At 60.6% G+C, this 21,115-nt stretch carries 17 protein-coding genes; 5 read left to right on the forward strand and 12 right to left on the reverse strand.

Annotated elements, in window-relative coordinates:
• Positions 1-41: 41 nt before the first annotated feature.
• From AC1DUP_RS16595 to AC1DUP_RS16610, 4 genes are all read right to left on the reverse strand, one after another.
• Complete coding sequence (locus AC1DUP_RS16595) at positions 42-347, reverse strand: hypothetical protein (RefSeq protein ID WP_477833222.1); 306 nt, start codon at positions 345-347, stop codon at positions 42-44.
• Positions 348-534: 187 nt separating this feature from the next.
• Complete coding sequence (locus AC1DUP_RS16600; protein ID WP_113301399.1) at positions 535-801, reverse strand: BON domain-containing protein; 267 nt, start codon at positions 799-801, stop codon at positions 535-537.
• A gap of 138 nt (positions 802-939) precedes the next feature.
• A complete protein-coding gene (locus tag AC1DUP_RS16605; protein ID WP_113301398.1) occupies positions 940-1,206 on the reverse strand; it encodes a DUF1488 family protein in 267 nt (88 codons plus the stop codon).
• A gap of 430 nt (positions 1,207-1,636) precedes the next feature.
• Positions 1,637-2,104 (reverse strand): DUF3828 domain-containing protein, encoded by a 468-nt coding sequence (locus AC1DUP_RS16610; RefSeq protein WP_477833223.1) that lies wholly within the window; start codon positions 2,102-2,104, stop codon positions 1,637-1,639.
• 238 nt (positions 2,105-2,342) lie between these two features.
• Here AC1DUP_RS16610 and AC1DUP_RS16615 point away from each other — a divergent pair, with 238 nt between their 5' ends.
• Complete coding sequence (locus AC1DUP_RS16615) at positions 2,343-4,250, forward strand: UvrD-helicase domain-containing protein (RefSeq protein WP_477833224.1); 1,908 nt, start codon at positions 2,343-2,345, stop codon at positions 4,248-4,250.
• Positions 4,251-4,542: 292 nt separating this feature from the next.
• On the forward strand, positions 4,543-5,010 hold the full coding sequence (locus AC1DUP_RS16620) for a hypothetical protein (RefSeq protein WP_477833225.1): 468 nt from the start codon (positions 4,543-4,545) through the stop codon (positions 5,008-5,010).
• 69 nt (positions 5,011-5,079) lie between these two features.
• On the opposite strand, the gene uvrB is transcribed toward AC1DUP_RS16620, so the two are convergent.
• From uvrB to AC1DUP_RS16660, 8 genes are all read right to left on the reverse strand, one after another.
• Positions 5,080-8,028, reverse strand: a complete 2,949-nt coding sequence (gene uvrB, locus AC1DUP_RS16625; protein WP_477833226.1) for an excinuclease ABC subunit UvrB — start codon at positions 8,026-8,028, stop codon at positions 5,080-5,082.
• Between the two features lie 218 nt (positions 8,029-8,246).
• The gene (locus AC1DUP_RS16630; RefSeq protein ID WP_477833227.1) at positions 8,247-10,037 is read right to left on the reverse strand and encodes a glycoside hydrolase family 15 protein; all 1,791 of its coding nucleotides are present in this window, start codon (positions 10,035-10,037) and stop codon (positions 8,247-8,249) included.
• A 66-nt stretch (positions 10,038-10,103) separates the two neighbouring features.
• Positions 10,104-10,730 (reverse strand): cysteine hydrolase family protein, encoded by a 627-nt coding sequence (locus AC1DUP_RS16635; protein ID WP_477833228.1) that lies wholly within the window; start codon positions 10,728-10,730, stop codon positions 10,104-10,106.
• Between the two features lie 107 nt (positions 10,731-10,837).
• On the reverse strand, positions 10,838-12,142 hold the full coding sequence (locus AC1DUP_RS16640; RefSeq protein ID WP_477833229.1) for a hypothetical protein: 1,305 nt from the start codon (positions 12,140-12,142) through the stop codon (positions 10,838-10,840).
• A complete protein-coding gene (locus AC1DUP_RS16645) occupies positions 12,114-13,160 on the reverse strand; it encodes a hypothetical protein (protein WP_477833230.1) in 1,047 nt (348 codons plus the stop codon). The genes AC1DUP_RS16640 and AC1DUP_RS16645 overlap by 29 nt, the downstream gene beginning before the upstream one ends.
• 185 nt (positions 13,161-13,345) lie before the next feature.
• Positions 13,346-14,521: an MFS transporter gene (locus AC1DUP_RS16650; RefSeq protein ID WP_477833231.1), complete on the reverse strand. Its 1,176-nt coding sequence runs from the start codon at positions 14,519-14,521 to the stop codon at positions 13,346-13,348.
• Positions 14,522-14,805: 284 nt separating this feature from the next.
• Complete coding sequence (locus AC1DUP_RS16655; protein ID WP_113301388.1) at positions 14,806-15,006, reverse strand: hypothetical protein; 201 nt, start codon at positions 15,004-15,006, stop codon at positions 14,806-14,808.
• A gap of 395 nt (positions 15,007-15,401) precedes the next feature.
• A complete protein-coding gene (locus tag AC1DUP_RS16660; RefSeq protein WP_477833232.1) occupies positions 15,402-17,120 on the reverse strand; it encodes a BTAD domain-containing putative transcriptional regulator in 1,719 nt (572 codons plus the stop codon).
• A 276-nt stretch (positions 17,121-17,396) separates the two neighbouring features.
• On the opposite strand from AC1DUP_RS16660, the gene AC1DUP_RS16665 reads away from it, so the two are divergent.
• The 3 genes from AC1DUP_RS16665 (at position 17,397) to AC1DUP_RS16675 (ending at position 21,004) form a co-directional block, all read left to right on the forward strand.
• Positions 17,397-18,062, forward strand: coding sequence for a peroxiredoxin (locus AC1DUP_RS16665; RefSeq protein ID WP_113301385.1), 666 nt, complete (start codon positions 17,397-17,399; stop codon positions 18,060-18,062).
• Positions 18,063-18,253: 191 nt separating this feature from the next.
• The gene (locus AC1DUP_RS16670; RefSeq protein WP_477833233.1) at positions 18,254-19,291 is read left to right on the forward strand and encodes an MBL fold metallo-hydrolase; all 1,038 of its coding nucleotides are present in this window, start codon (positions 18,254-18,256) and stop codon (positions 19,289-19,291) included.
• Positions 19,292-19,438: 147 nt separating this feature from the next.
• Positions 19,439-21,004 (forward strand): AAA family ATPase, encoded by a 1,566-nt coding sequence (locus AC1DUP_RS16675; protein ID WP_477833234.1) that lies wholly within the window; start codon positions 19,439-19,441, stop codon positions 21,002-21,004.
• The last annotated feature ends 111 nt before the right edge of the window (positions 21,005-21,115 follow it).

A 21,115-nucleotide genomic window follows, 5' to 3' on the forward strand; every position in this document is an offset into this window, starting at 1 on the left:
CGAGCCTGCCTTGCGCAACGAATCCGCCGCGCCTGTACAGCTCAATCCTCCCCATCCGCCTCTCTTCCGACGATCTTCCTGCTGTGATCGTCCCGGGCCAGTTCCAGCTCTTCCATTGTCGGAAGCGGATCGCCGGTTGGCGTCTTGTCGCCCGCTTCGCCTTCGCCGGCCTCTTCCCCCACAGCCGCCTCATCGCGGGCCGCATCCACCGTAGCGCGGGCGGATTCGGCTTCGGCGATCATCTCTCTGGCGGAGGGGTTTTGGGCAGGGCGGTTTTCATTGGCGGTGGCGTGCCGGCCTGTGGCGGAAGGGGCCTGTCTGGTGATCGTGTCGATTTTCTGGCGCATAGCTTATCCATCGGTCGTTTGGGGCCGATCGCGAATCGGTCATGTGTGGGAGGAACCGGCTTCGGCTTGCGGGCGGCTCGCGCCCGGCAACGCGGAACCCGGCGCTGGGGCCGGGCTCCTCGCCTCCGGCCTGCGTTCGAGCTTTGCCGGAGGTCGGCGCGCAGCCGCGCCGAGACGAATGGGTGCGCTAAAGATCCCGCGACAGCTCGTTGTGAACGCTGCGCACGCCGCGTGTCCGCAGGGTCACCTGCTCGGCGAGCGAGATTTCCTCGCTGACGTGAACCCAGCCCGCGAGCGTGACGTCGCTGCCGTGTGCCGTCACGAAAATATAGCTGGGGTCGAGATCGCCCGTATGGGCAAGCGCATCGTAGACAGCCGTTTCGAGATCGGCGTCTTCCGGGTGAGCACGCGGGCGCTTGTCCACCACGCTCAGATGTTTTCTGTTGACTGACATGTCTCATCTCCGTGCCGGTTCATCCCGGGCGTGAAACTGAAGCGTGTCGCGATCTCCAGGATTCGCCTGCCACGCTTTACGTCCTTGTCTCGCGCATGTCGTTGTCGCAAACCGCTGCGCACTATTGCGCGATATGCTTTAGCGACGGATATCCTTCTCCGTCAGCGTATACATGTCCTTGCCACCGCGGCCGTAGACACCGGATGCCGCCTCCAGAATGGAGGGGCGCGCCGCATCGAAGGCGCTCAGGCATTCGGCTTCCGAGTGGCCCGTCTGCGCGATGGAGCGCAGCGCGCTCGCCTCGATCAGAAACCGCACCTCGAACATGCCGTCATAGCCGGAGAAACGAACCCCATCGCGGCCCTCGTCGAAGCTGCGGCTTCTATTGGGGAAAATCAGGGACATCGCAGTTTCTCCAGAAATTGGTGCCTCCGGCTCCTGCCAAGGACGCATAAGCGGCCACGCCTGATGCAGGCGGGATATGCACGGCTCATCATCGAATGCGTCAGAGGTCTTTTTCAGCACGGTCTCTTAAATGTCTGGGCGTATGAGAGACATTGCTCTTTGCCAGCCCTTGCGGGCGCGGCCATGCTGCTCAGGATCGCTGCGAAAAAGCTGTTTTGCAGAGTGTCGGAAGACAGCGCGTCTTCCCTTGAGGGCATCGGGAAACCGATGCAAAAGGCGGCTTTATTCCATATGCCGCCACGGTTGGATATGGGGCGCGGGCCGGCCATTGCAATGACCGGGCGCTAATAAACCCGGCCCGTTTCAGAGGGGGCCGGCGTTGTCCGAAGGCTGGTTCGGTGGCAATGACATGCCAAGCGCTCAGGGCCGCCTATTGCGCGTCGCCCAGCAGCGCACTGAGGCTCCACGGCTCTTCGCCCTGCTGGTTGGCAATATCCTCCACCTTCCAGCCGCCATGCTCCTTCACCAGCGTGTAGTAGAGCGTGACCTCTTCGCCGTTGCGGAACTGCACCTCAAGTTCGGCGCGGTCATCCAGCAGGATCGGCTGGCCGATCCGGAGATTGCTCGCCTCGCCGTCCTGCCCGGCAATGACGGGATCGAAATCGATCGCTCCGACATCGCCGTCAGGGGTGTTGTCGATGTCAGTCTGGAGCATCTCGTTCAGGTGGTCGGAGAAGAAGGTTGAATAGGGCGAGGGGGCGTCGTCGGAGGCGGTGTCGGTGTTGAAGGTGTAGAGGGCTTGGAGGAGCGCCTTGGGGGTTTTGTAAGTGGCTGCGAACACAGGAGAGACGATCAGTGCCGAGAAGGTAAGGCCGAGGATAAAGATGGGGAGGCGCATGCGGGCTCCTTTTGGTTGGTGGCAGATGTCTAGCAGGAGTCGCGGATGTGGGTGGAAGGGACTTTCGGATGGCTGTTGTGGAGTCCAAGATAACCCCCACTGGTGTACTTAACGCCCGACTTCACGCCCTGCTTCGTATCAAATGATCGAGAGTATGGAGGAGCTTTCGCAAGCTTTAGTTGATCCTTGCGCATTTATGTTGAGTTGTTATCGTTAGATCAATTTATGAGGGTGATTCATGCCTTGGGATAATGGTCTAGTTGTTGGTAGTCCGGCGCACAATATCGCAAGTGACGCACGTGAGCGAATTCGAGTAATGGCCGGGCCTGGTACGGGGAAGTCGTTCTCAATGAGAAGGCGAGTTGCACGCCTTCTTGAGCAGGGTGTCATACCGGAGCGGATATTGGCGGTAACGTTTACTCGTATCGCTGCCGAAGATATTAGGCGTGAGCTGCACAGCCTGGACGTGGCGGGAGCAGCAGAAATAGAAGCGAGAACGCTTCACAGCCTTGCCATGAAAATATTGAGACAGCAGCACGTGATGGATGCTTTAGGTCGCACTACCAGGCCTATGCTGGAGTTCGAAGTTGAGCCACTTCTCTATGATTTGGATGCAAGGTTCGGGGATAAGAGGCTGCGAGCAAAGCGCATTGCTGCCTATGAAGCCGGGTTCGCACGAGAGCAAATAGATGAGCCTGTGGTAGAAATTGATCCCTTAGATACCCAGTTTCGTATTGAACTCGTCTCGCATTTGGAATTCAGCAAATCAATGCTTCTGGGTGAATTGATACCTTATCTTTACATATATCTCCGGGATAATCCTGCTGCAGCAGAATTTGAAATGTATTCGCACATACTTGTTGACGAATATCAAGACTTAAACAAAATCGAACAGGGGGTAATTAGATTACTTTCAAGAGATGCGGGCCTGATTATCGTCGGCGATGAACATCAATCCATATATAGTTTTAAGCACGCCCACCGCGAGGGTATACTTGAGTGGGAGGCTGAGAATTTAGATCGAGGTGATCATCAGCTACTCGACTGTCACAGGTGCCCTGAGACAGTTGTGTCTATGGCCAACAGTCTGATCGCAAACAATCAAGGCGGCGCAAATCACCAGCTTAGAGCGCTACCGGAAAAAGGTGTCGGAAGTGTTTCCATAATTCAGTTTTTAGGAACTGATGAGGAGGCCAATGGCATAGCGGCAGATATTGTTCAGAGGATTGAGAGTGGAACGGCGCCCGGAGACATTCTCGTCCTCACACCGCGTAAAATTCTAGGAATGAAAATAGCTAATCGACTGAGAGAGGCTGCCATTCCGCATCGGGAGTATTTGTCCGAAAGTGAACTAGAGACCGATGAAGTTACTGAACGGTTGGCCCTCCTTATGGTCGCTTGTGACCATGATGATAGGCCAGCTTTGCGTTGGTTGTTGGGATTTGGCAGCGATAATTACAGAGCCCCTCAGTACGCCCGCTTGAAGGCGGTTTGCCAAGAAACGGGATTAGCGCCGTGGGATACTCTTGGCGAGATAGATGCAGGCCGAATTCGTTTGCCGCATACGCGTGGTCTGCTGGATCGTTTTCGGACCATCCGTGCAAAAATCGGGGAACTCGCGCAGATACAGGGGAGCGCTCAGCGCCTTGATTTCCTTTTTCCAGCAGATGAATTCGTTTTTGATCGCATAAGAGATCTTTTCGGTGAAGAACTGGAAGCGGGCGAAGGCGAAATTCAGCTACGAGAATTGAAAGATCTGATAGTTGAAAAGATATACGAGCCAAACTTCCCGGCGGATGTCGACTATGTGAGGATAATGACTCTTTACGGCAGCAAGGGGCTTGGATGTCCCGTCGTTTATATCACAAGTGTTGTAGACGGTTTATTGCCGAGATTTCTAGATCCAGAAGATAATGCTCTTGAGCGAGGCAGAAAGACGGAAGAGCAGCGCCGGCTCTTTTACGTGGCTCTCACTCGAGTCAAGGCGTTGCCAAATGAAGGTAAGCCGGGAACGCTGACGATATCAAGTTTCAGACAGTTCTCATACAAAGAGGCGTTTAATTTGAACAACGGCAACGTTAATGCGATGGCGAGCAGATTTCTTCGTGAGCTAGGCGCAATGGCGCCTGCGCCCCAGAGACGTTAGCAGGTAGTTAATCTGCCGCTGGCGTTGGTAAGTTGATCTAATGCCAAACCCTGTCTTCGTCCGTTCCTCACGTTCAGTCGGTAGAGGCTGCTCAGGACTTGGCGTGCCGGATTTCGGTCGCGATTTACCGCCATCATCGTGCCAATCAGAGTCGAAATTCTTCATGTTGGCCTAGCTGCTAGCGCTCTGTGGGGTCGAGTGCTTGACGTGTCTACGAACTATGTTCATGCTTTGATCTAGCGATTCGCATGCACGCAATGTGGTTGGTTGACGCACATCGGAGTTCGATGAGATGAACTTACGCAGCGCTTTGAGAAGAATTGCACATGAGCTTGGCCTTCGCGGCTATTACACGCATGATGATGTCATCAAAGAGTTGAGAGCTAGGCACCCGAGCTTGATAGCCTCGGAATCGCAAAGGCTTGAGACCATCGCTTTAAAACGCATTCTCTCTGATGTCGACGCCAAACAGGTGAAGACCTACAATGCTGACCAGGGCGAGTTCTTTCCAGAACTGGGAGGATTTCCTGGGTCCTACGACGCTCGAACCGTAGGGTTGACTGATATGAAGGGCGCTCGTGTGCTACTGCAACTGCTCCCGGTAAAGGTGGTTCGAGCAATCGCCAATTACACCAAACCTGTGAAGAAGAACTCTTCGCCACAGGGAAGGCTCAAGTCCTACCTCGACGAGCTATCGACTCATATACAATCGGACGAAGATTTATTTGGCGAAGTGATAAAGCGCAGTCGACAAAAGTAACGTGCGAGCGCTTTAGAGCTTGGACGAGGGGGATCTGGCCGCCAATGATCTCGGCTCGAGTTTGTGAGCCTACCGCCCCGGCCGCCCAGTCTTACCCTTCGTCCGGCTCTTGCGCTTCTGCTCGCCCGGATCCTCATAGCTCCCGACACCCGTCTTCCCGCGCACCAGCGGCCGCACATCATCGCGCTCCGGCTGCCCCTCAAGCAACGGCGAAAACCGCTGCGTGCCCTTTGCCGCATCCGGCTTTTCCGGCACAGGTCCAACCACGGGCTTTTCCGTCCGGCCCACGGTCATCTCATCCAGCGTGTTGCGGCGGAAGAGGGTCTTGCTGTCGGCGGGGGTGGTGGGGTCGTGGCCCATGTCGTCGAGGTGCGGCTTGGCGAAGTAGGAGGGTGTAGCCCCCTCATCCGCTCTGCCGGGCACCTTCTCCCCGGCGGGGAGAAGGGACTCGCGGGTCGCCTTGGCGTTCCGTCTGATCCCTTCCATCGACTTGGCTTCCTCTCTTGCGAGCGGGTCGTCCATGGCGGCGAGTTCGACGGCCTTGAGGCGTTTGATTTCGTCGCGCAGGCGGGCGGCCTTTTCGAAGTCGAGGTCGGCGGCGGCGTCGCGCATGGACTTTTCCAGCGCGTTGAGATGGGTCTGCAGGTTGTTGCCCACGAGGTTGCCGCCATCGGCGAAGCCCTTGCCGGAGGCGCCGGAGATATCGGCGCGCACGTGGTCGCGCTCGTAGACGCTATCGAGGATATCGGAGATGCGGGCCTTGACGCTTTCAGGCGTGATGCCGTGCTCGGTATTGTAGGCCACCTGCTTTTCGCGGCGGCGGGAGGTTTCGTCCATGGCGCGCTGCATGGAGCCGGTGATGTTGTCGGCATAGAGGATGACCTTGCCGTCGACGTTACGGGCGGCGCGGCCGATCGTCTGGACCAGCGAGGTCTCGGAGCGCAGGAAGCCTTCCTTGTCGGCATCGAGAATGGCGACGAAGCCGCATTCGGGAATATCCAGGCCCTCGCGCAGCAGGTTGATGCCGACGAGTACGTCGAATGCACCGAGGCGCAGATCGCGGATGATCTCGATACGCTCCAGCGTGTCGATGTCCGAGTGCATGTAGCGCACGCGCACGCCCTGTTCATGCAGATATTCGGTCAGATCCTCGGCCATGCGCTTGGTCAGCACGGTGCAGAGGGTGCGATAGCCCTTGGCGGCCGTTTCGCGGATTTCGCCGAGCACGTCGTCCACCTGGCTGCGGGCGGAGCGCACCTCGACGGGCGGATCGATGAGGCCGGTCGGGCGGATGACCTGTTCGGCGAAGACGCCGCCGGCCTGTTCCATTTCCCAGTTGCCGGGCGTCGCCGACACGGCGATCGTATCCGGGCGCATGGCATCCCATTCCTCGAAGCGCAGCGGGCGGTTATCCATGCAGGAGGGCAGGCGGAAGCCATATTCGGCCAGCGTCGCCTTGCGCCTGAAGTCGCCCCGGTACATGCCGCCGATCTGCGGCACGGTGACATGGCTTTCGTCGATGAAGACGATGGCATTGTCGGGCACATATTCGAAGAGCGTCGGCGGCGGGTCGCCGGGGTCGCGGCCGGTGAGATAGCGCGAATAGTTCTCGATGCCCTGGCAGGAGCCGGTGGCCTCCAGCATCTCGATATCGTAGCGGGTGCGCTGCTCCAGGCGCTGGGCCTCCAGCAGGCGGCCGGCCTTCTCAAGCTCGGCGAGGCGAAGCCTCAGCTCCTCCTTGATCGACTTGACGGCGGCGTTCAGAGTCGGGCGCGGCGTGACGTAGTGCGAATTGGCGTAGATCTTCACCGATTTCAGGTCGCCGGTTTTCTGGCCGGTCAGCGGGTCGAATTCGGTGATGGAATCGATCTCGTCGCCGAACATGGAGATGCGCCAGGCGGCATCCTCAAGGTGGGCCGGGAAGAGCTCGATCGTATCGCCGCGCACACGGAAGGAGCCGCGCTGGAAATCCATGTCGCGGCGCTTGTATTGCTGGGCCACGAGGTCGGCCAGCAGCTGGCGCTGGTCCAGCTTGTCGCCGACATTCATCTGGAAGGCCATGGCCGTATAGGTCTCGACCGAACCGATACCGTAGATGCAGGAAACGGAAGCGACGATGATGCAATCGTCGCGTTCGAGCAGCGAGCGCGTCGCCGAGTGGCGCATGCGGTCGATCTGCTCGTTGATGGAGCTTTCCTTCTCGATATAGGTGTCGGAGCGCGGCACATAGGCTTCCGGCTGGTAATAATCGTAGTAGGAAACGAAATATTCCACCGCATTGTCGGGGAAGAAATTCTTGAATTCGGAATAGAGCTGGGCGGCCAGTGTCTTGTTCGGCGCCAGGATCAGCGCCGGGCGCTGCGTTTCCTCGATCACCTTGGCCATGGTGAAGGTCTTGCCCGAGCCGGTGACGCCGAGCAGCACCTGGCTGCGCTCGCCGGTCTCCAGTCCGCCCACGAGATCGCGGATCGCCGTCGGCTGGTCGCCGGCCGGCTGGTATTCGGAATCCATGCGGATGGTAATCCCACCTTCGGATTTGTCCGGCCGGGCAGGGCGGTGCGGCGTCCAGATCTTGCCGTTCTTGTGCAGCGGATTGCCGCTCTCGATCAGCGCCGAGAGCGCCTCCACCGTGGCGGTGACGCTGCCGGGCGCCAGATTGCCGGCATCTTCCAGCGAGATATCGAGACCGGCCACGGGATTGAGGCCGGCGGCCGCGCGCGTCTTCGGGTCGGACGAACCGCCGATGGAAACGCCACGCGCCGTCTTGCTGATGGTGGCCTTCTTGTTGACGCTCACAGCCTCGGTATGCTTGCGCGCCTCGTTCTCCACCTTCTTGCGGTGCTTGCCCGCCTTGGAGGCGATTTCGCGCTGGCTCTCGACGCCCGCCTGCTCGGCATCGGCCTCGAGCTGCTTCACCCAATCGGAGACGCTGCCGCTGAGCGGCGCACCTTCAAACGACGACTGGGGGGCTTCTTCGAAGCCATTCGAAGCGGGGGATTTCTTCGGAGATTTTGCCATGCGCGGAATATGGCTGTTGTCATCATGAAATGGAAGGGGTTGAGAGTACAAAAGGGAAACGAATGAATCGTTCGGATTCCTGGACAATAGGGTGATGTCTATTGGAGACGATATCTTTTCTCCGTCGCCAAGCCGGAGGCGGGCACGTATGCGCCCGCGGGCTCACGCTCGCTCTTATCTCACCTGGTGACTGAGGTAGGACCCAGCGCATCGCCCCATCAAGCCGAACGCTGATCCGCCGGCCCCTCTACCGGTGAGAGGTTCAACGCACTGTTGATCAACCCGATATGGCTGAACGCCTGCGGGAAATTCCCGAGCATGCGCCCGGCAACGGGATCGTATTCCTCCGCCAGCAGCCCGACATCGTTGCAGATCGCCAGCAGCCGCTCGAACAGGTGCTGCGCATCGTCCCGCCGTCCGATCATGTAGAGGGCATCGACGAGCCAGAAGCTGCAGGCGAGGAAAGCGCCTTCGCCTGGCGGCAGGCCGTCATCGACCTCCAGCGTTTCGTAGCGCAGCAGCAGGCCATCCCGCATCAGCTTGCGTTCGACCGCTTCGACGGTCGCGACATAGCGCGGGTCATCAGGCGGGATGAAGCCGACCATGCCGAGATGCAGCAGGCTGGCATCCATCGCCCTGGACCCGTAAGCCTGAACGAAGCAGCCAAGTTCGGGATCGAAGGCCTTTTCGCAGACCTCGGCATGGATGCGATCGGCGATGGCTCGCCAGCGTGCGGCGGCTTCGGGCTCGCCGTCCTCCTCGGCAATCTTGACGGCGCGGTCGAAGGCGACCCAGGCCATGACCTTCGAATAGGTGAAATGCTGGCGCTGGCCGCGCACCTCCCATATGCCTTCATCGGGCTCCACCCAGACTTTTTCGAGAAAGGGCAGAATGGCGGTCGCCAGTTCGCGCCCGCGCGGATGCGACGGCAGTCCGCTCTTGCGGGCCTGCAGCATGGCGTCCGCCACCTCGCCGTAAACATCGAGCTGCACCTGCTCGGCGGCGGCGTTGCCGATGCGCACGGGCGTCGAGCCTTCATAGCCCTTCAGCCAGGGAACCTGCCATTCCAGCAGATTGCGCTCGCCGGCGACGCCATACATGATCTGCATCTGCGCCGGGGCGCCGGCCACCGCACGCAGCAGCCAGTTGCGCCAGGCGTGTGCTTCCTCGTAATAGCCAAGCTTCATCAGGGCGAGCAGGGTTAGCGTCGCGTCGCGCAGCCAGCAATAGCGATAGTCCCAGTTGCGCGGGCCGCCGATCTTCTCGGGCAGGGAGGTGGTCGCGGCGGCGACGATGCCGCCTGTCGGCATGTAGGTCAGGGCCTTCAGCGTGATGAGGGAGCGCTTTACCTGCTCTGTCCATTTGCCCACCTTGGGGCACTTCGCCGCGAAGGATTGCCAGAATTCCTCGGTGTCCGGCAGCGCATATTCCACCTGCCGCTGGGCCGGCGGCGGCAGATGCGAGGGAGACCAGGTGAGGGTGAAGATCTGGCTCTCGCCGGCCGCAACTTTGAAGGAGCCGACCGTGCTCATCCCGCGGCCTTCGAGCGGCACGGCGCAGTTCAGCGTCAGCCGGTCCGGCCCGGCAATGGCGGTGATGCCGCCGTCTTCGCCATGCGTGACCCAGGGAACGGTTCGCCCGTAGTCGAAGCGAAGGTTGAGCTCCATGTCGAAGGCGACGGCGCCGCTCTTGCCCTCGACGATGCGCATCAGGTCGCTGGTGCCATCGCGCAGCGGCATGAAGTCCGTCATGATGGCGGTGCCGGTCCCGGTCTGAAACTCGGTTTCGAGAATGAGCGTGTCGTCCCGGTAACGGCGCGTGACGCTGACATCGTCACCTGTTGGTGACAGCGACCAGAAGCCATTCTCTTGCGTACCCAGCAGGGCGGCAAAACAGGCGGGGGAGTCGAAGCGCGGAAAACAGAGCCAGTCGATCGAGCCGTTCCTGGAGACGAGCGCAGCGGTTTCGCAATCTCCGATCAGGGCATAGTCTTCAATAAGTGCCGCCAACATAGCCTCCTTCGCAAACAAGCCCGGTTTTAATTAGGGGGCGTATGCGCAGGTCAACCGTGGACATCACCGCGAGCGGGCAACAGCCTGCAGGAATCCTTCCGTATTGGTGACGATCGTATCGCCCATGAAGCGAAGGGATTCGACTGAACGTTTTGCCGCTTCCGCATGGCCGGAGCCGCAGGCATCCTCGATCAGGATCGGAACGATGCCGAGGTCGGCGGCCTGCCGGCAGGTCGGCTCGATGCCGATTTCCATGGCTATGCCGCAGATCGCCAACGCCGAAAGGCCGGCGTCGCGCATGGCGAGCGCGAGCGGCGTTCCCTCGAAAGCCGACATGCCGAGCTTGTCGAAAACGAAATCCTGCTCTTGCGGCTGCAATTCCGGGATGATCTGCACTGCTTCGCTGTCGCGCAAGAACCAGGGTTTGACCTGCCCGGGATCATCCGTGCGCTGCCATGTCATGGCCATGCGCGTCGCAAACAGCCCCATCCACGGCTTCGGCAGCGAAAGATGGCGGCAGAACGCAATGCGCATGCCGGCTCGCCGGGCAGCGGCGACGATATCGGCAATGCGCAGCGCCGTTTCCTCGGAGCCCTCGACCTGCCGGGCGATACCGATCTGCATATCGTAGACCAGCAGGGCAGTTCGATCGGGCGTGAGCCAGTCGGCGAGCTTTGTGGGTATCGTCATTGGCTGGATATTCCTGGCAATGGTGATGGCGTTTTGTAGAGCATGGAGGGGGATTTGCATAGCGCAGGGTGGGGTAGGCTTGAGCCAGGGGGCTCGGCACCGACCGCTCAGGCACTCACGATCCTGAACAGAGCCGCCAGCGAAATCACCAGCATCAGTATCCCCGCTGCGGCCACGCACCAGAAGGCGGTTTCGGCGCGGGCGACGGGCGTTTCGACGAGGCGTTTGTAATCGTCGTCGGAGAGGAACCTGTAGAGGCTGTTGCGCCACTCGTTGCGCAGGTAGCCCTGTACCCGGATATAATGCACGCCGCTGCCGATGACCGACAGGACATAAATGGCGAGCACGATGCCGACAAGGATTGCCGCCGGGCCTACGAACTTGCCGCCGGCCGGCACATTCATTCGGGCGATGATGAGGCCGATATTGGCGAAGACGGCGCCGGCGACGGCCGTGCCCAGCGTGCGCATGATCTCGGAGAGTTTTGCCGTGTCTTCCGAAACCGCCTTGCGCAGGTCGCCGAGCGCCCTGAGCGTGTCCTTGTTCTGCTGGGTGACGCCGAAACTGTATGCGATGCGCGCCCCTTCGAGAGCGAGGCGCAACGTACCTGCCAGATCCATGGCGCTGCCGCCGCGCGTGGCGGTTCGCGCAATTTCGGCGGCCAGCAGGCCGTGGCGGTTTTCCAGCTCGCGATCGCTCTCCAGCAGCCATGTGGCGACCGACTGGAGCGTGGCAAACAGGTCGGCGGCCAGATCCTCCTCGTCCTCGACGATGAATCTCGCCGGCGGTGGCCCCTTGAACAGCAGCTTGTTGTCGGGCTCGATTTCCTGCGCCATGGCGCGCAGCAGCCGCGAGGCCGCCCGCTCGCGCCACGGCTCGAGCGCCTTCTCATGAACCGGCGTGGCGGGCGCTTTCAGCAGCCAGCGGCCGAGATGGTCGCCCGGTCCCTTCCTGCCCAGCAGGCGCGTGACCCTGGCGACGCTTTCGGCGCCGCCCTCGGGTTTGAACTCGCCCTCGTGCCACCAGGGGCCATAGCGAACGGCCCTTGTGTCGATGGCAGCGGTCAGGCCCTCGACCCAGACGATCGTCGATTCCGGAGGTTTGTCCAGCAGCGCCTCGAACCCGCTTCGGGTCAGGATCACCTCGATGCCATCAGGCGTCGCCGGTCTCTCGGCGGTGATCGTCAGGCCCTTGCCATTGGCGGCTATCAGATGGCGCGGGATCTCGCCGCCCTTGTCGCGGCAGATGATCTTCTTCCACCCGGCCTCTTCGAACAGTGTGTAGAGCCCGTCGGCATCGGGGCCTTCGAGCTGGTAGACGGAAATGCCGGCCGCCGTTTCGGTGACGGTCGCCTTCTTTTCGTCGATGAGAGTGTTCAGCGCTTCAGCGAGTTTTGACTGGGAGGGTGCCATCTTCCACCAATCTTCGCGTGCGAACGGTAAAGACTATCTCATCGTCGTCGGTCTCGCGGGTGACGCTGCGACCCAGTTCCGCGCCCGGAAATTCCAGCCGCACTTCCTCGGCGGTGCGGACGAACTGCCGGGGCTGCATATCCAGCGTGGCGCGGTCCGGGCGGAATTCTACATCCTGCAGCTGCTGGCGCTTCAGGCCCCGGCGCATGGCCGTATCGATGCGCGCCAGCAGGTTTTCATCGGCGGGGCGATCGGCGGCATGCATGACGGCATCGACGACATCGGCATTGGAAACCGTGGCACGGCCCTGCAAGGCGAGCTTGGCCTTCGACATGGCGGCGCCGACATCGGCGTCGGGCAGGATATCCCTGACCTCCTGCAGCGTGCCGCGCAGCGCCTCGTTCAGCCGGCTCGACAATTCGGCATTGGTCTTGGCGCGCTTCACGCCGAGATAGCGCTCGAAATAGTCGGTCAGATCAGGCGATTCCTTCATGCGGTCGGAGGCGCAGACCATCTCATCGGCCACTCCATCCCGGACGCGGATCAGGCAGAATTTCTGGACCGCCTGACGCTCCTTGACGAAGGCCTGGACGATCGCCCGCAGAATGCTCCGCCCATTCGCATCGGAAAGCTCGACGGCTTCGCGATAGTCGTATTTGATCAGCACGAAAAGCAGGGTATTCGCCACTTCGGGGCGCAGTTGCAGCACGAAGAAGGCGCCGGCCACGCTCTGGCGGACGTGAAGCTCGAAGAAGCGGCGGGACAGTGCTTGCCCACCCTCGGTGAAACCCAGCCTGCCGCTGGCGATGGCCTCGACCAGCTGGCGGACGTCGGAACCGTCAACGAAGGAGTGGACGCCGTCTCCGGCCTCGCTTTGAATGCGGGCCCGGAAGAATTCCTCCTGCTGGACATTGATCTCGCCGCGCGGCTGAAAGGGCTCGCCCGGCCTGCCGACCAGATGGATGATCATCTTTTCCACCCTGAGCCGGGCAAGTTCCTCGTCGGTCAGATAACCCAATAGTTTTCCTCCCGGTATGGATTACGTTGTCGAACCGTAGGTTGGGCAAGGCAGGCCATTCGATCTGGCGCAGCGGGCAGTTTGCGGCGCTTGAAAAGAGCTCGGTGCAGTAGCATCAGCTTAGCCTGCAACCGCCGCTGAACTCAAGCTGCGGGTCGCCAGATTTTACGCCGAGGCCTGCCGCGTCAGCCATGCGGCCGAACAGGCTCGGCACCTCCGGCGACCGCGGCAGGCGTCGCGGCAAACGCCCTGGTGACCAGCAGCGCGGCGATGACGATAGGCACGACAGCCCAATAGGAAAAGCGGATGCCGAAATATTCACCGATGAAGCCGAGCAGCGGCGGGCCGGCGAAGAAGACGATGAAGGTCGTCTGTCCGAGTGCCGCGACATTGATGGAGGCCGGGCGATCCGTGCGCCGGGCTGCGGCGGAAATGGCGAGCGGATAGACCGAGGAGCAGCCGATGCCCGTCAGGCCGAAGCCCAGGAGTGCGACGACCGGATGCGGCGCCGTCGCGACCATGACGAGGCCGGTTGTCGCGATGAGCAGGAGGGCGATTGCGACCGGGCGCGGATTGAAGCGGTCGATGACGGGATCCATGCCGAGCCGGCCGATGGCGATGAGCAGGGAGAATATCGTCACGCTGAGCCCGCCGACGAAGGGCGCGACCGCAAAGACGTCGCGCATGTAGATCGCCGACCAGTCGACGCTGGCGCCCTCGGCGAGAAGGGGTGCCGCGCCGATGAGGCAGAGCGGCAGCAGCCCGAGCGTGGGAACGGCGATGAGCGGCGCATCTCCGGGGTGGGCATCCTGCCGCAGCGGCGCGTTTTCGATGCCGGCGAAAATGATCGTGCCGGCGATGATCACGAAGGCGACAGCGGCGGCCATATGCAGCTCGATCGGAACGGCAGCCTGCCGCATGCCGGCACCGACAAGCGCGGTGATGCAGAAGCCGGCGCTCCACATGCCGTGCGCCCGGCTCATGATGCGGCGGCCGAGCAGCGCCTCGTGGCGGTCGGTCTCGATATTGGCATTGATCTCGAATGCGCCGGTGAAGAGACCGGCAATGAAAAACAGGGGCACCGCCGGCAGGGCCGATGGCATCCAGGGGATCAGCGCAAAGAACAGCGAGGCGCCGAAGACGGTAACGAAGGCGGTGGTGCGTGCGCCAAGCCTTTCGATGAACCGCACGGAAAAGGTCAGGCCGAAGAGCACGCCTGCCGACATGACCGCAAGCAGAAGGCCGAGTTCGCCTTCGGTCAGCCCGAAGGCGCGCTGAAGATCGGGCAGCCGCGACACGAAGGCCCCGAGCGAAAAGGCCACGGCAAACTGGATGAAGAAGATACGCTGGTGCGGCTTCATGTCGGGCGCTCTGCTCCGATCGTGTCTGGACTGAAGCCCAGCTATCCCTCGGTTATCCGGGTTCCGGCTGATGGTGACTGGCGGATAGGCACGTAGTTTCGACATCATGCGGCATGGCTGCTGACAGTTCCTGTCAGCAGTGCGCAAATGCAGGTGAATGGTTCATTCGGTCATGCCGGCCGGCGCGGGAGAGCAGGGAGCTTCGCTGCCCGGATCAGGGCTCAAACAGACAGAGGCGCTTGCCATCTATCCTAATGAATTTTGCGGAAAAAATGTTGCCCCACCTACAACAACAAACGCTCCAGACTGCCCTGGTCCTTCACCCCATGCTGATAGAAATGCAGGATCTGGATGGCCAGTTCCTCGCGTTCGCCGTCGGTGGCGATATGTCTTGCCATGCAAATATGCTCGTAGACGCGCTGGCAAAGAGCGACGTCGTCTTCCTGCATCGGCGAGTGACTCGCCGACATTTTATCTCTGATCATCGACATTCCCTCAAACGTCCCCTCGAAGACGTTCTAGGGCGCAGATTGTGTTCTTCAACTTTTGGAAGATCACGTCATCGTGCAGCCCCGTTCGCCCGGGGATTTCTTGAATGCCCGTTCAAAATGTTACGCATGTAATAGAAACTGGCCGCCGCTTGCTGTATGGAAGGAGAAGGGCCACCCGATTTGGAAGATGTGGGCAACCCTTCTCCACTGGTTTTGCAGCATCCAGCGTGGAGCATTGTAGGCCGGAATAATGGAACCGCAATTTCACTTTTTAAATCGCGGCGAAATTATTTCAGCTATTGCTTAATAAATGCCCGGCGGTGCTTTCCGCCGGGCATTTGCATTATTTTTGCACAGTAAAAACGGGGATTTGACCGGAATCGGGCAGCTCACACAGCCACGCCCATCTGCGCCTCGTTCATCTGGCTCAGGCACCGCGCCTGATCGAGTGGCCGGCCGAGCTCTTCGTAGCGGGCGGCGGCCTCCGCGAAGGCGGCGACAGAGCGAATCTTGTTGGCCTGCGCCTTGCGCTGCACGCCGCGCGCTTCCCACAAAGCAGCCGCCCAGGGGCCGCCCTGCCACATGCCGGCGATGCGTTCGGCTTCGTTCAGTCGCTTGTCTACCTGTTCCAGATTGCCTGATTGGGCGAGCGCGATCGCCGAGGCGGTGCGCAGGCCCATGGAGCAGGGCTGGCAGGCGCCGGGGGTCAGCAGCCGGTCGCCCGTGAGGATGGCGTCAGCGAGCTTCTCCCTGCTGGTGGCGGAGCGCACGGCGAGCGCCTGCAGGCGCAGGAGCAGGTGGTTGGAAAGCCAGGAGCCCTGCGCATCGGCGAATGCCTTCTGGATCAGCCGGCCGGCGCGCCATTTCTGGCCGCGGGCAAGGGCGATTTCCGCCAGCCGCTCCAGCACAAGCACCCGGCCGGAGATGGCATTGGCTTCCACATGCAGACGCTCGGCCTCGGTCAGCAGCCGTTCGGCCTCATCGAGATTGCCGGCGCAGCGTGCGATTTCGCCGAGGATCAGGCAGGCAAGGCCGCGGCCGGCCGATGATTTCGCCTCATCGGCGACGCCGAGCAGCTCATTGGCGCTTTCGGCGATCAGGCCGTGGCCCTTCGCATCGCAGAGGCAGAATTCCGCAAGGCAGAGATGGCCATCGAAGACGGCGGGAACGAAGGCGCTGCGCTTGCGCACCCATTCGGTGAATTCGCTGCGGAAAAGCTCGCGCCACTGGCCCTGCATATGGGCGGTGAGGCCGAGGATGGCGCCTGCTTCGCCGACTTCGCGGCCAAGCCCTGCATCCAGCGCCTCGGCGCGCGTCTGCCGCGCCAGATCCGCCGCCTTGCCGAATTCGCCGCTCTGCAGATGCACCAGCGCCCAGGCGAGCGAGGCGCGGATGCGCTCGACGGGTGCGGCGGGCTGCGTGCCCGAAAGCGCGAGAGCCTGCTCGTAAAGCTCGATTGCCGGGCGGCTCGGGCCGACGCCGAGTTCGGCATGCAGCCTTTCGCGCAACTGGTCGAATTGGCGGATCGCCTCCGTGCGGTTGCCGGCATCGAGCGCTGCCTGCATCAGGGCGCATTGCGCCTCCTCGTCGGTCGGGTCGAGCGCGATCAGCCGACGCCACAGCTTTCCGGCACGCAACGTGTCCGTATAGAGCTGCTGCAGGCGCTGGCGAGGGCTATCAAGCCATTCCAGGAAGCGATCGTCAGGCAGCAGCGCGCCGGCATAGAGATCGGCGGCGGCCTCGCATTCAGCCGGGTCCTTGCTGCGGAGTGCGGCTTTCGCCGATGCCTCAAAGCGCGCCGCATCGGTTTCCACCTCTGCCTCGGGCGAGAAGGTGACGATCTCCTTCGAAATCGCAATCGCATCGGGCGCATTCAGCGCCTTGCGGGCGAAATGGATCGCCTTGCGCAGATTGGCGCCGGCCGCTTCGGCATCCAGATCCGGCCAGAAGGCATCCATGGCCTGTTCGCGGTGGACGCGATGCTCTGGCGAGATGGCGAGCAGCTTGATGACGGCGGCGGCGCGATCGCGCTTCCAGGCCGCCGCGGGAATTTCGGCATCATCGATGCGGACGGCAAAGCGCCCGAGCAGCTGAATGGAGATTTTCAAGATACGCCCCTGTCGAATGCAATCTGATCGAAGTCGGGCCGGTCAAAAACCGGAGAGTGAAGAAAAAAAGCCATGTCTGAATATGCGCCCCGGCCGCGTTCCCGCCCGCCGCACGGAAAGCTGCGCCGGGGAACGCTGAGGGAACGGGTCGTCCGTAATGTCTGCATCGTACATCCAACACGCCAGACATCAATGACTTCGCGGCGTGTGATCAGGATCAACCCAGATTTCGCGACCCGGCCGAGGAGGCCGGCAACTCAAGAGAGGATCAAGACCATGTCACTGCGTATCAACGACATCGCCCCCGACTTTACCGCCGAGACAACCGAAGGCATGATCGCCTTCCATGAATGGCTGGGCAAGGACTGGGGCATCCTGTTTTCCCACCCGAAGGATTTCACGCCGGTCTGCACCACGGAGCTCGGCTACATGGCGCGGCTGAAGCCGGAATTCGACAAGCGCGGCGTCAAGATCATCGGCCTCTCGGTCGATCCCGTCGACAGGCATTCCGGCTGGGCGATGGATATCGCCGAGACGCAGGGCACCGCAGTGAATTTCCCGATGATCGGCGATCCCTCGCTCGAAGTCTCCAAGCTCTACGACATGCTGCCGGCCGCTTCCGGCGACACATCCGAAGGCCGCACCGCCGCCGACAATCAGACGGTGCGCAATGTCTACGTCATCGGCCCGGACAAGAAGATCAAGCTCGTCATCTCCTACCCGATGACGACGGGGCGCAATTTCGACGAGATCCTGCGCGTGATCGACAGCCTGCAACTGACAGCCAAGCATCGCCTGGCAACGCCGGTCAACTGGAAGCCGGGCGACGAGGTGATCATCGCCGGCTCGGTTTCCAACGATGAGGCAAAGCAGCTCTATCCGCAGGGTTGGAAGGAGCCGAAGCCCTATATCCGCATCGTGCCGCAGCCGATCCTGACCTGATTACGGGCCATGACGTAACGGCAAGGCTTACATCGCCTTACGTCAGCTACCAAGATTAGGCGAGGGCGGATCTGTCATCCGTCCCCGCCCGCTTCTTCCGCTTTCCCCGGCGCAATATTATGATCGGCCGATAAGTCCGATGCAGTTCGCAGCACGGTTCAGGACAACCAAGCCAGCAACGGAGTGGACAGATGATTTTCCGACAGCTTTTCGACAGTGTTTCCGGCACCTACACCTATCTCATCGCCTCCAGGCGGGGCGGCGAGGCGCTGATCATCGATCCCGTGCTGGAAAAGGTGGATCGCTACATGCAGCTCGTGCGCGAGCTGGACCTGAAGCTGGTCAAGGCCGTGGATACGCACCTGCATGCCGACCACATTACCGGCCTCGGCGCGCTGCGCGACCAGACGCATTGCATCACCGTGATGGGCGAGCAGACCAAGGCGGATGTCGTGGCCATGCGCGTTTCCGAAGGCGACCGCGTCGGCATCGAGGGCCTCAGCCTCGACGTGCTCTATACGCCCGGCCATACGGACGATTCCTATTCTTACCTGATGGGCGACCGCATCTTCACCGGCGACACGCTGCTCATCCGCGGCACCGGCCGCACCGATTTCCAGAACGGCGATCCCCGCGCCCAATATGACTCGATCTTCAACAAGCTGCTCCGCCTGCCGGAGGAAACGCTGCTCTTCCCCGCCCATGACTACAAGGGCGACACCGTCTCCACCATCGGCGAGGAAAAACGCTTCAACCCGCGCCTGCAGGTGAAATCGGTCGAGGAATATGCCGAGCTGATGAACAACCTGCATCTGCCCAACCCGAAAATGATGGACGTCGCCGTCCCCGCCAACAGCCATATCGGCCTCCACCAGGAGGAGATTGCGCGGAAGGGCTGGGCGGTTAGTGCGAAGGATGCGCTGGGGCTGCGGGGGCGGAGCGATGTTGTTATCGTCGACCTGCGCGAGAGGAGCGAGCGGGAGCGGCACGGGGTGATCCCGGGCGCGCTGCATGCGCCCTATGCGGATCTGCAGGAGAACCTGTCAGCGGGCGGGATGCTGCATGAGCTGGCGGTGGCGACGGGCAAGAGGGTGGTGTTTTATTGTGCGTTTGGGGAGAGGTCGGCGATGGCTGTGCAGGCGGCGCAGGATGCCGGGGTGGGGAGTGCGTGTCATATTGAGGGTGGGATTGATGCTTGGAAGAAGGCTGGGGGTGCTGTGGGGGAGTGAGGGGAAAGTGGCAGGCTAAGGTTGCTTAAAGACGCCGTGCGTCAGATAAGTAACAAGAGATTCGAAGTCTGCCTTTCTGAGACCAAGTCAAACAATTTCAATTACATACAAGTTTCGTTTTTCACGTCATAACCGGATCCTTCTTTGATGGCCTTTGAATTCTCGGTCCCAGGTCCAACTGGGGAAACGTCGTTTGCAGTTTCGGCGGGCGCCTCGATTATATTCGTTGGCTCTAACGGCGGGGGGAAGACGCGGCTTGCAGTCGAAATAGAGAGTAAACTCGAGCTCCGAGCGCACCGAATCTCCGCACATAGGGCGCTGTCGCTCAATCCTAATGTTGACAAGATCAATCAGGACGTTGCGCTGAAGGGGTTGCGAACCGGACACGCTCATAAAGACGCTTTCCTTGGCAACCGTGTTGGAAGCCGGTGGCATGGCGACATGGCGACCGGAATGCTGAATGATTTTGACTTCTTGCTACAAACGCTCTTTGCCGAACAAACAAACACGACGTTGCGAAGCCACCAGAGGTTACGACAAGGAAATACGTCTCAGCCGGAATTGACGTATTTCGAACAGCTTGTAGATATCTGGCAACGACTTATTCCGCACCGAACGCTCGAAATAACCGGAGACGACATCTATGTGCGGGCTGGTGGTTCAAGTGTGCCCTACAGTGCTAGCGCACTAAGCGATGGTGAGCGCTCTGTCTTCTACATGATCGGGCAGGTGCTTGCTGCTGATCCCGATACCCTTTTGATTTTCGATGAACCAGAGCTTCATGTTCATCGGTCCATCATGGATAAGCTGTGGGACGAGTTAGAAGGCGCGCGGCCGGACTGCGCCTTCGTTTTTATCACGCATGACCTCGAATTCGCTGCCTCCCGAATTGCTCAGAAGTTTGTCATTCGCGACTATCTACCTGGAACTGGTTGGACGATTGAGCCAGTTCCAGAGGAAACCGGCTTTGATGAGGAAATTACAACTCTTATCTTAGGCAGTCGTCGTCCTGTACTCTTTGTTGAGGGAGGACGGACGAGCCTGGACATTGCCATCTATCGCTGCTGTTATCCGGATTGGACCATTATTCCGCGTGGCTCGTGTGAAGAGGTAATCCACTCTGTCGTAACTATGCGCGCCAACGCGAGGCTTACGCGTGTAACCTGTTCGGGAATTGTCGATGCGGACGACTACTCGGACGCGGAAATTGCGCATCTTGACACTCTGGGTATTGCGGTTCTTCCAGTATCTGAAATCGAGAACCTGTTCTTGCTTCCCGACGTTGGTGCGAAAATAGCAGAGCACGAGGGCTATACAGGAGACGCCCGCGACGAGCGTTTGCGCGCGCTTCTTCAAGTGGTGATGGCAGACGTTACCCCCGCATTGGTGGAAAGCGCCGCAGCACGCTATTGCCGCAGACGGATCGATCGCACTTTAAAGAAGATTGATCTGAGCGCTGCAAATTCTATTGACGAGATCGCCGCTGAATTCGCAACAAAAACTGCTGCGCTCGATGTGGCCGCTATTGGGGCGGAGGCGCGGCAGCGCATTGCCGACGCTGTTTCATCTAACGACATCGTCGCACTTGCTAAATGCTACGACAACAAGGGGCTTCTGGCGCTTGTGGCTAGGCACCTAAAGAATACGAATATGAATGAATTTGAAATGTGGCTCACTGAACTGCCCCCATTTTCGACCGGACACTCAGCATAAGCAGGAAGGCTCAAGCACAGGCTTGAGGATAAGCTTATGTCTAACGAGTTTCGACAGGTTGACTTGATGATCGGTGACGTCCGGCGGCGACGCTGGACAACGGAACGCAAA

It is taken from the genome of Rhizobium sp. 01L419, assembly GCF_056400025.1.

Excerpts from the sequence above, each read along its gene's own strand:
- AC1DUP_RS16640 (WP_477833229.1), bottom strand. The coding sequence starts at position 12,142 with ATGGCACCCTCCCAGTCAAAACTCGCTGAAGCGCTGAACACTCTCATC.
- AC1DUP_RS16595 (WP_477833222.1), bottom strand. The coding sequence starts at position 347 with ATGCGCCAGAAAATCGACACGATCACCAGACAGGCCCCTTCCGCCACA.
- AC1DUP_RS16675 (WP_477833234.1), top strand. The coding sequence starts at position 19,439 with ATGGCCTTTGAATTCTCGGTCCCAGGTCCAACTGGGGAAACGTCGTTT.
- AC1DUP_RS16610 (WP_477833223.1), bottom strand. The coding sequence starts at position 2,104 with ATGCGCCTCCCCATCTTTATCCTCGGCCTTACCTTCTCGGCACTGATC.
- AC1DUP_RS16605 (WP_113301398.1), bottom strand. The coding sequence starts at position 1,206 with ATGTCCCTGATTTTCCCCAATAGAAGCCGCAGCTTCGACGAGGGCCGC.
- AC1DUP_RS16665 (WP_113301385.1), top strand. The coding sequence starts at position 17,397 with ATGTCACTGCGTATCAACGACATCGCCCCCGACTTTACCGCCGAGACA.
- uvrB (WP_477833226.1), bottom strand. The coding sequence starts at position 8,028 with ATGGCAAAATCTCCGAAGAAATCCCCCGCTTCGAATGGCTTCGAAGAA.
- AC1DUP_RS16655 (WP_113301388.1), bottom strand. The coding sequence starts at position 15,006 with ATGATCAGAGATAAAATGTCGGCGAGTCACTCGCCGATGCAGGAAGAC.
- AC1DUP_RS16600 (WP_113301399.1), bottom strand. The coding sequence starts at position 801 with ATGTCAGTCAACAGAAAACATCTGAGCGTGGTGGACAAGCGCCCGCGT.
- AC1DUP_RS16670 (WP_477833233.1), top strand. The coding sequence starts at position 18,254 with ATGATTTTCCGACAGCTTTTCGACAGTGTTTCCGGCACCTACACCTAT.
- AC1DUP_RS16650 (WP_477833231.1), bottom strand. The coding sequence starts at position 14,521 with ATGAAGCCGCACCAGCGTATCTTCTTCATCCAGTTTGCCGTGGCCTTT.
- AC1DUP_RS16635 (WP_477833228.1), bottom strand. The coding sequence starts at position 10,730 with ATGACGATACCCACAAAGCTCGCCGACTGGCTCACGCCCGATCGAACT.
- AC1DUP_RS16615 (WP_477833224.1), top strand. The coding sequence starts at position 2,343 with ATGCCTTGGGATAATGGTCTAGTTGTTGGTAGTCCGGCGCACAATATC.
- AC1DUP_RS16620 (WP_477833225.1), top strand. The coding sequence starts at position 4,543 with ATGAACTTACGCAGCGCTTTGAGAAGAATTGCACATGAGCTTGGCCTT.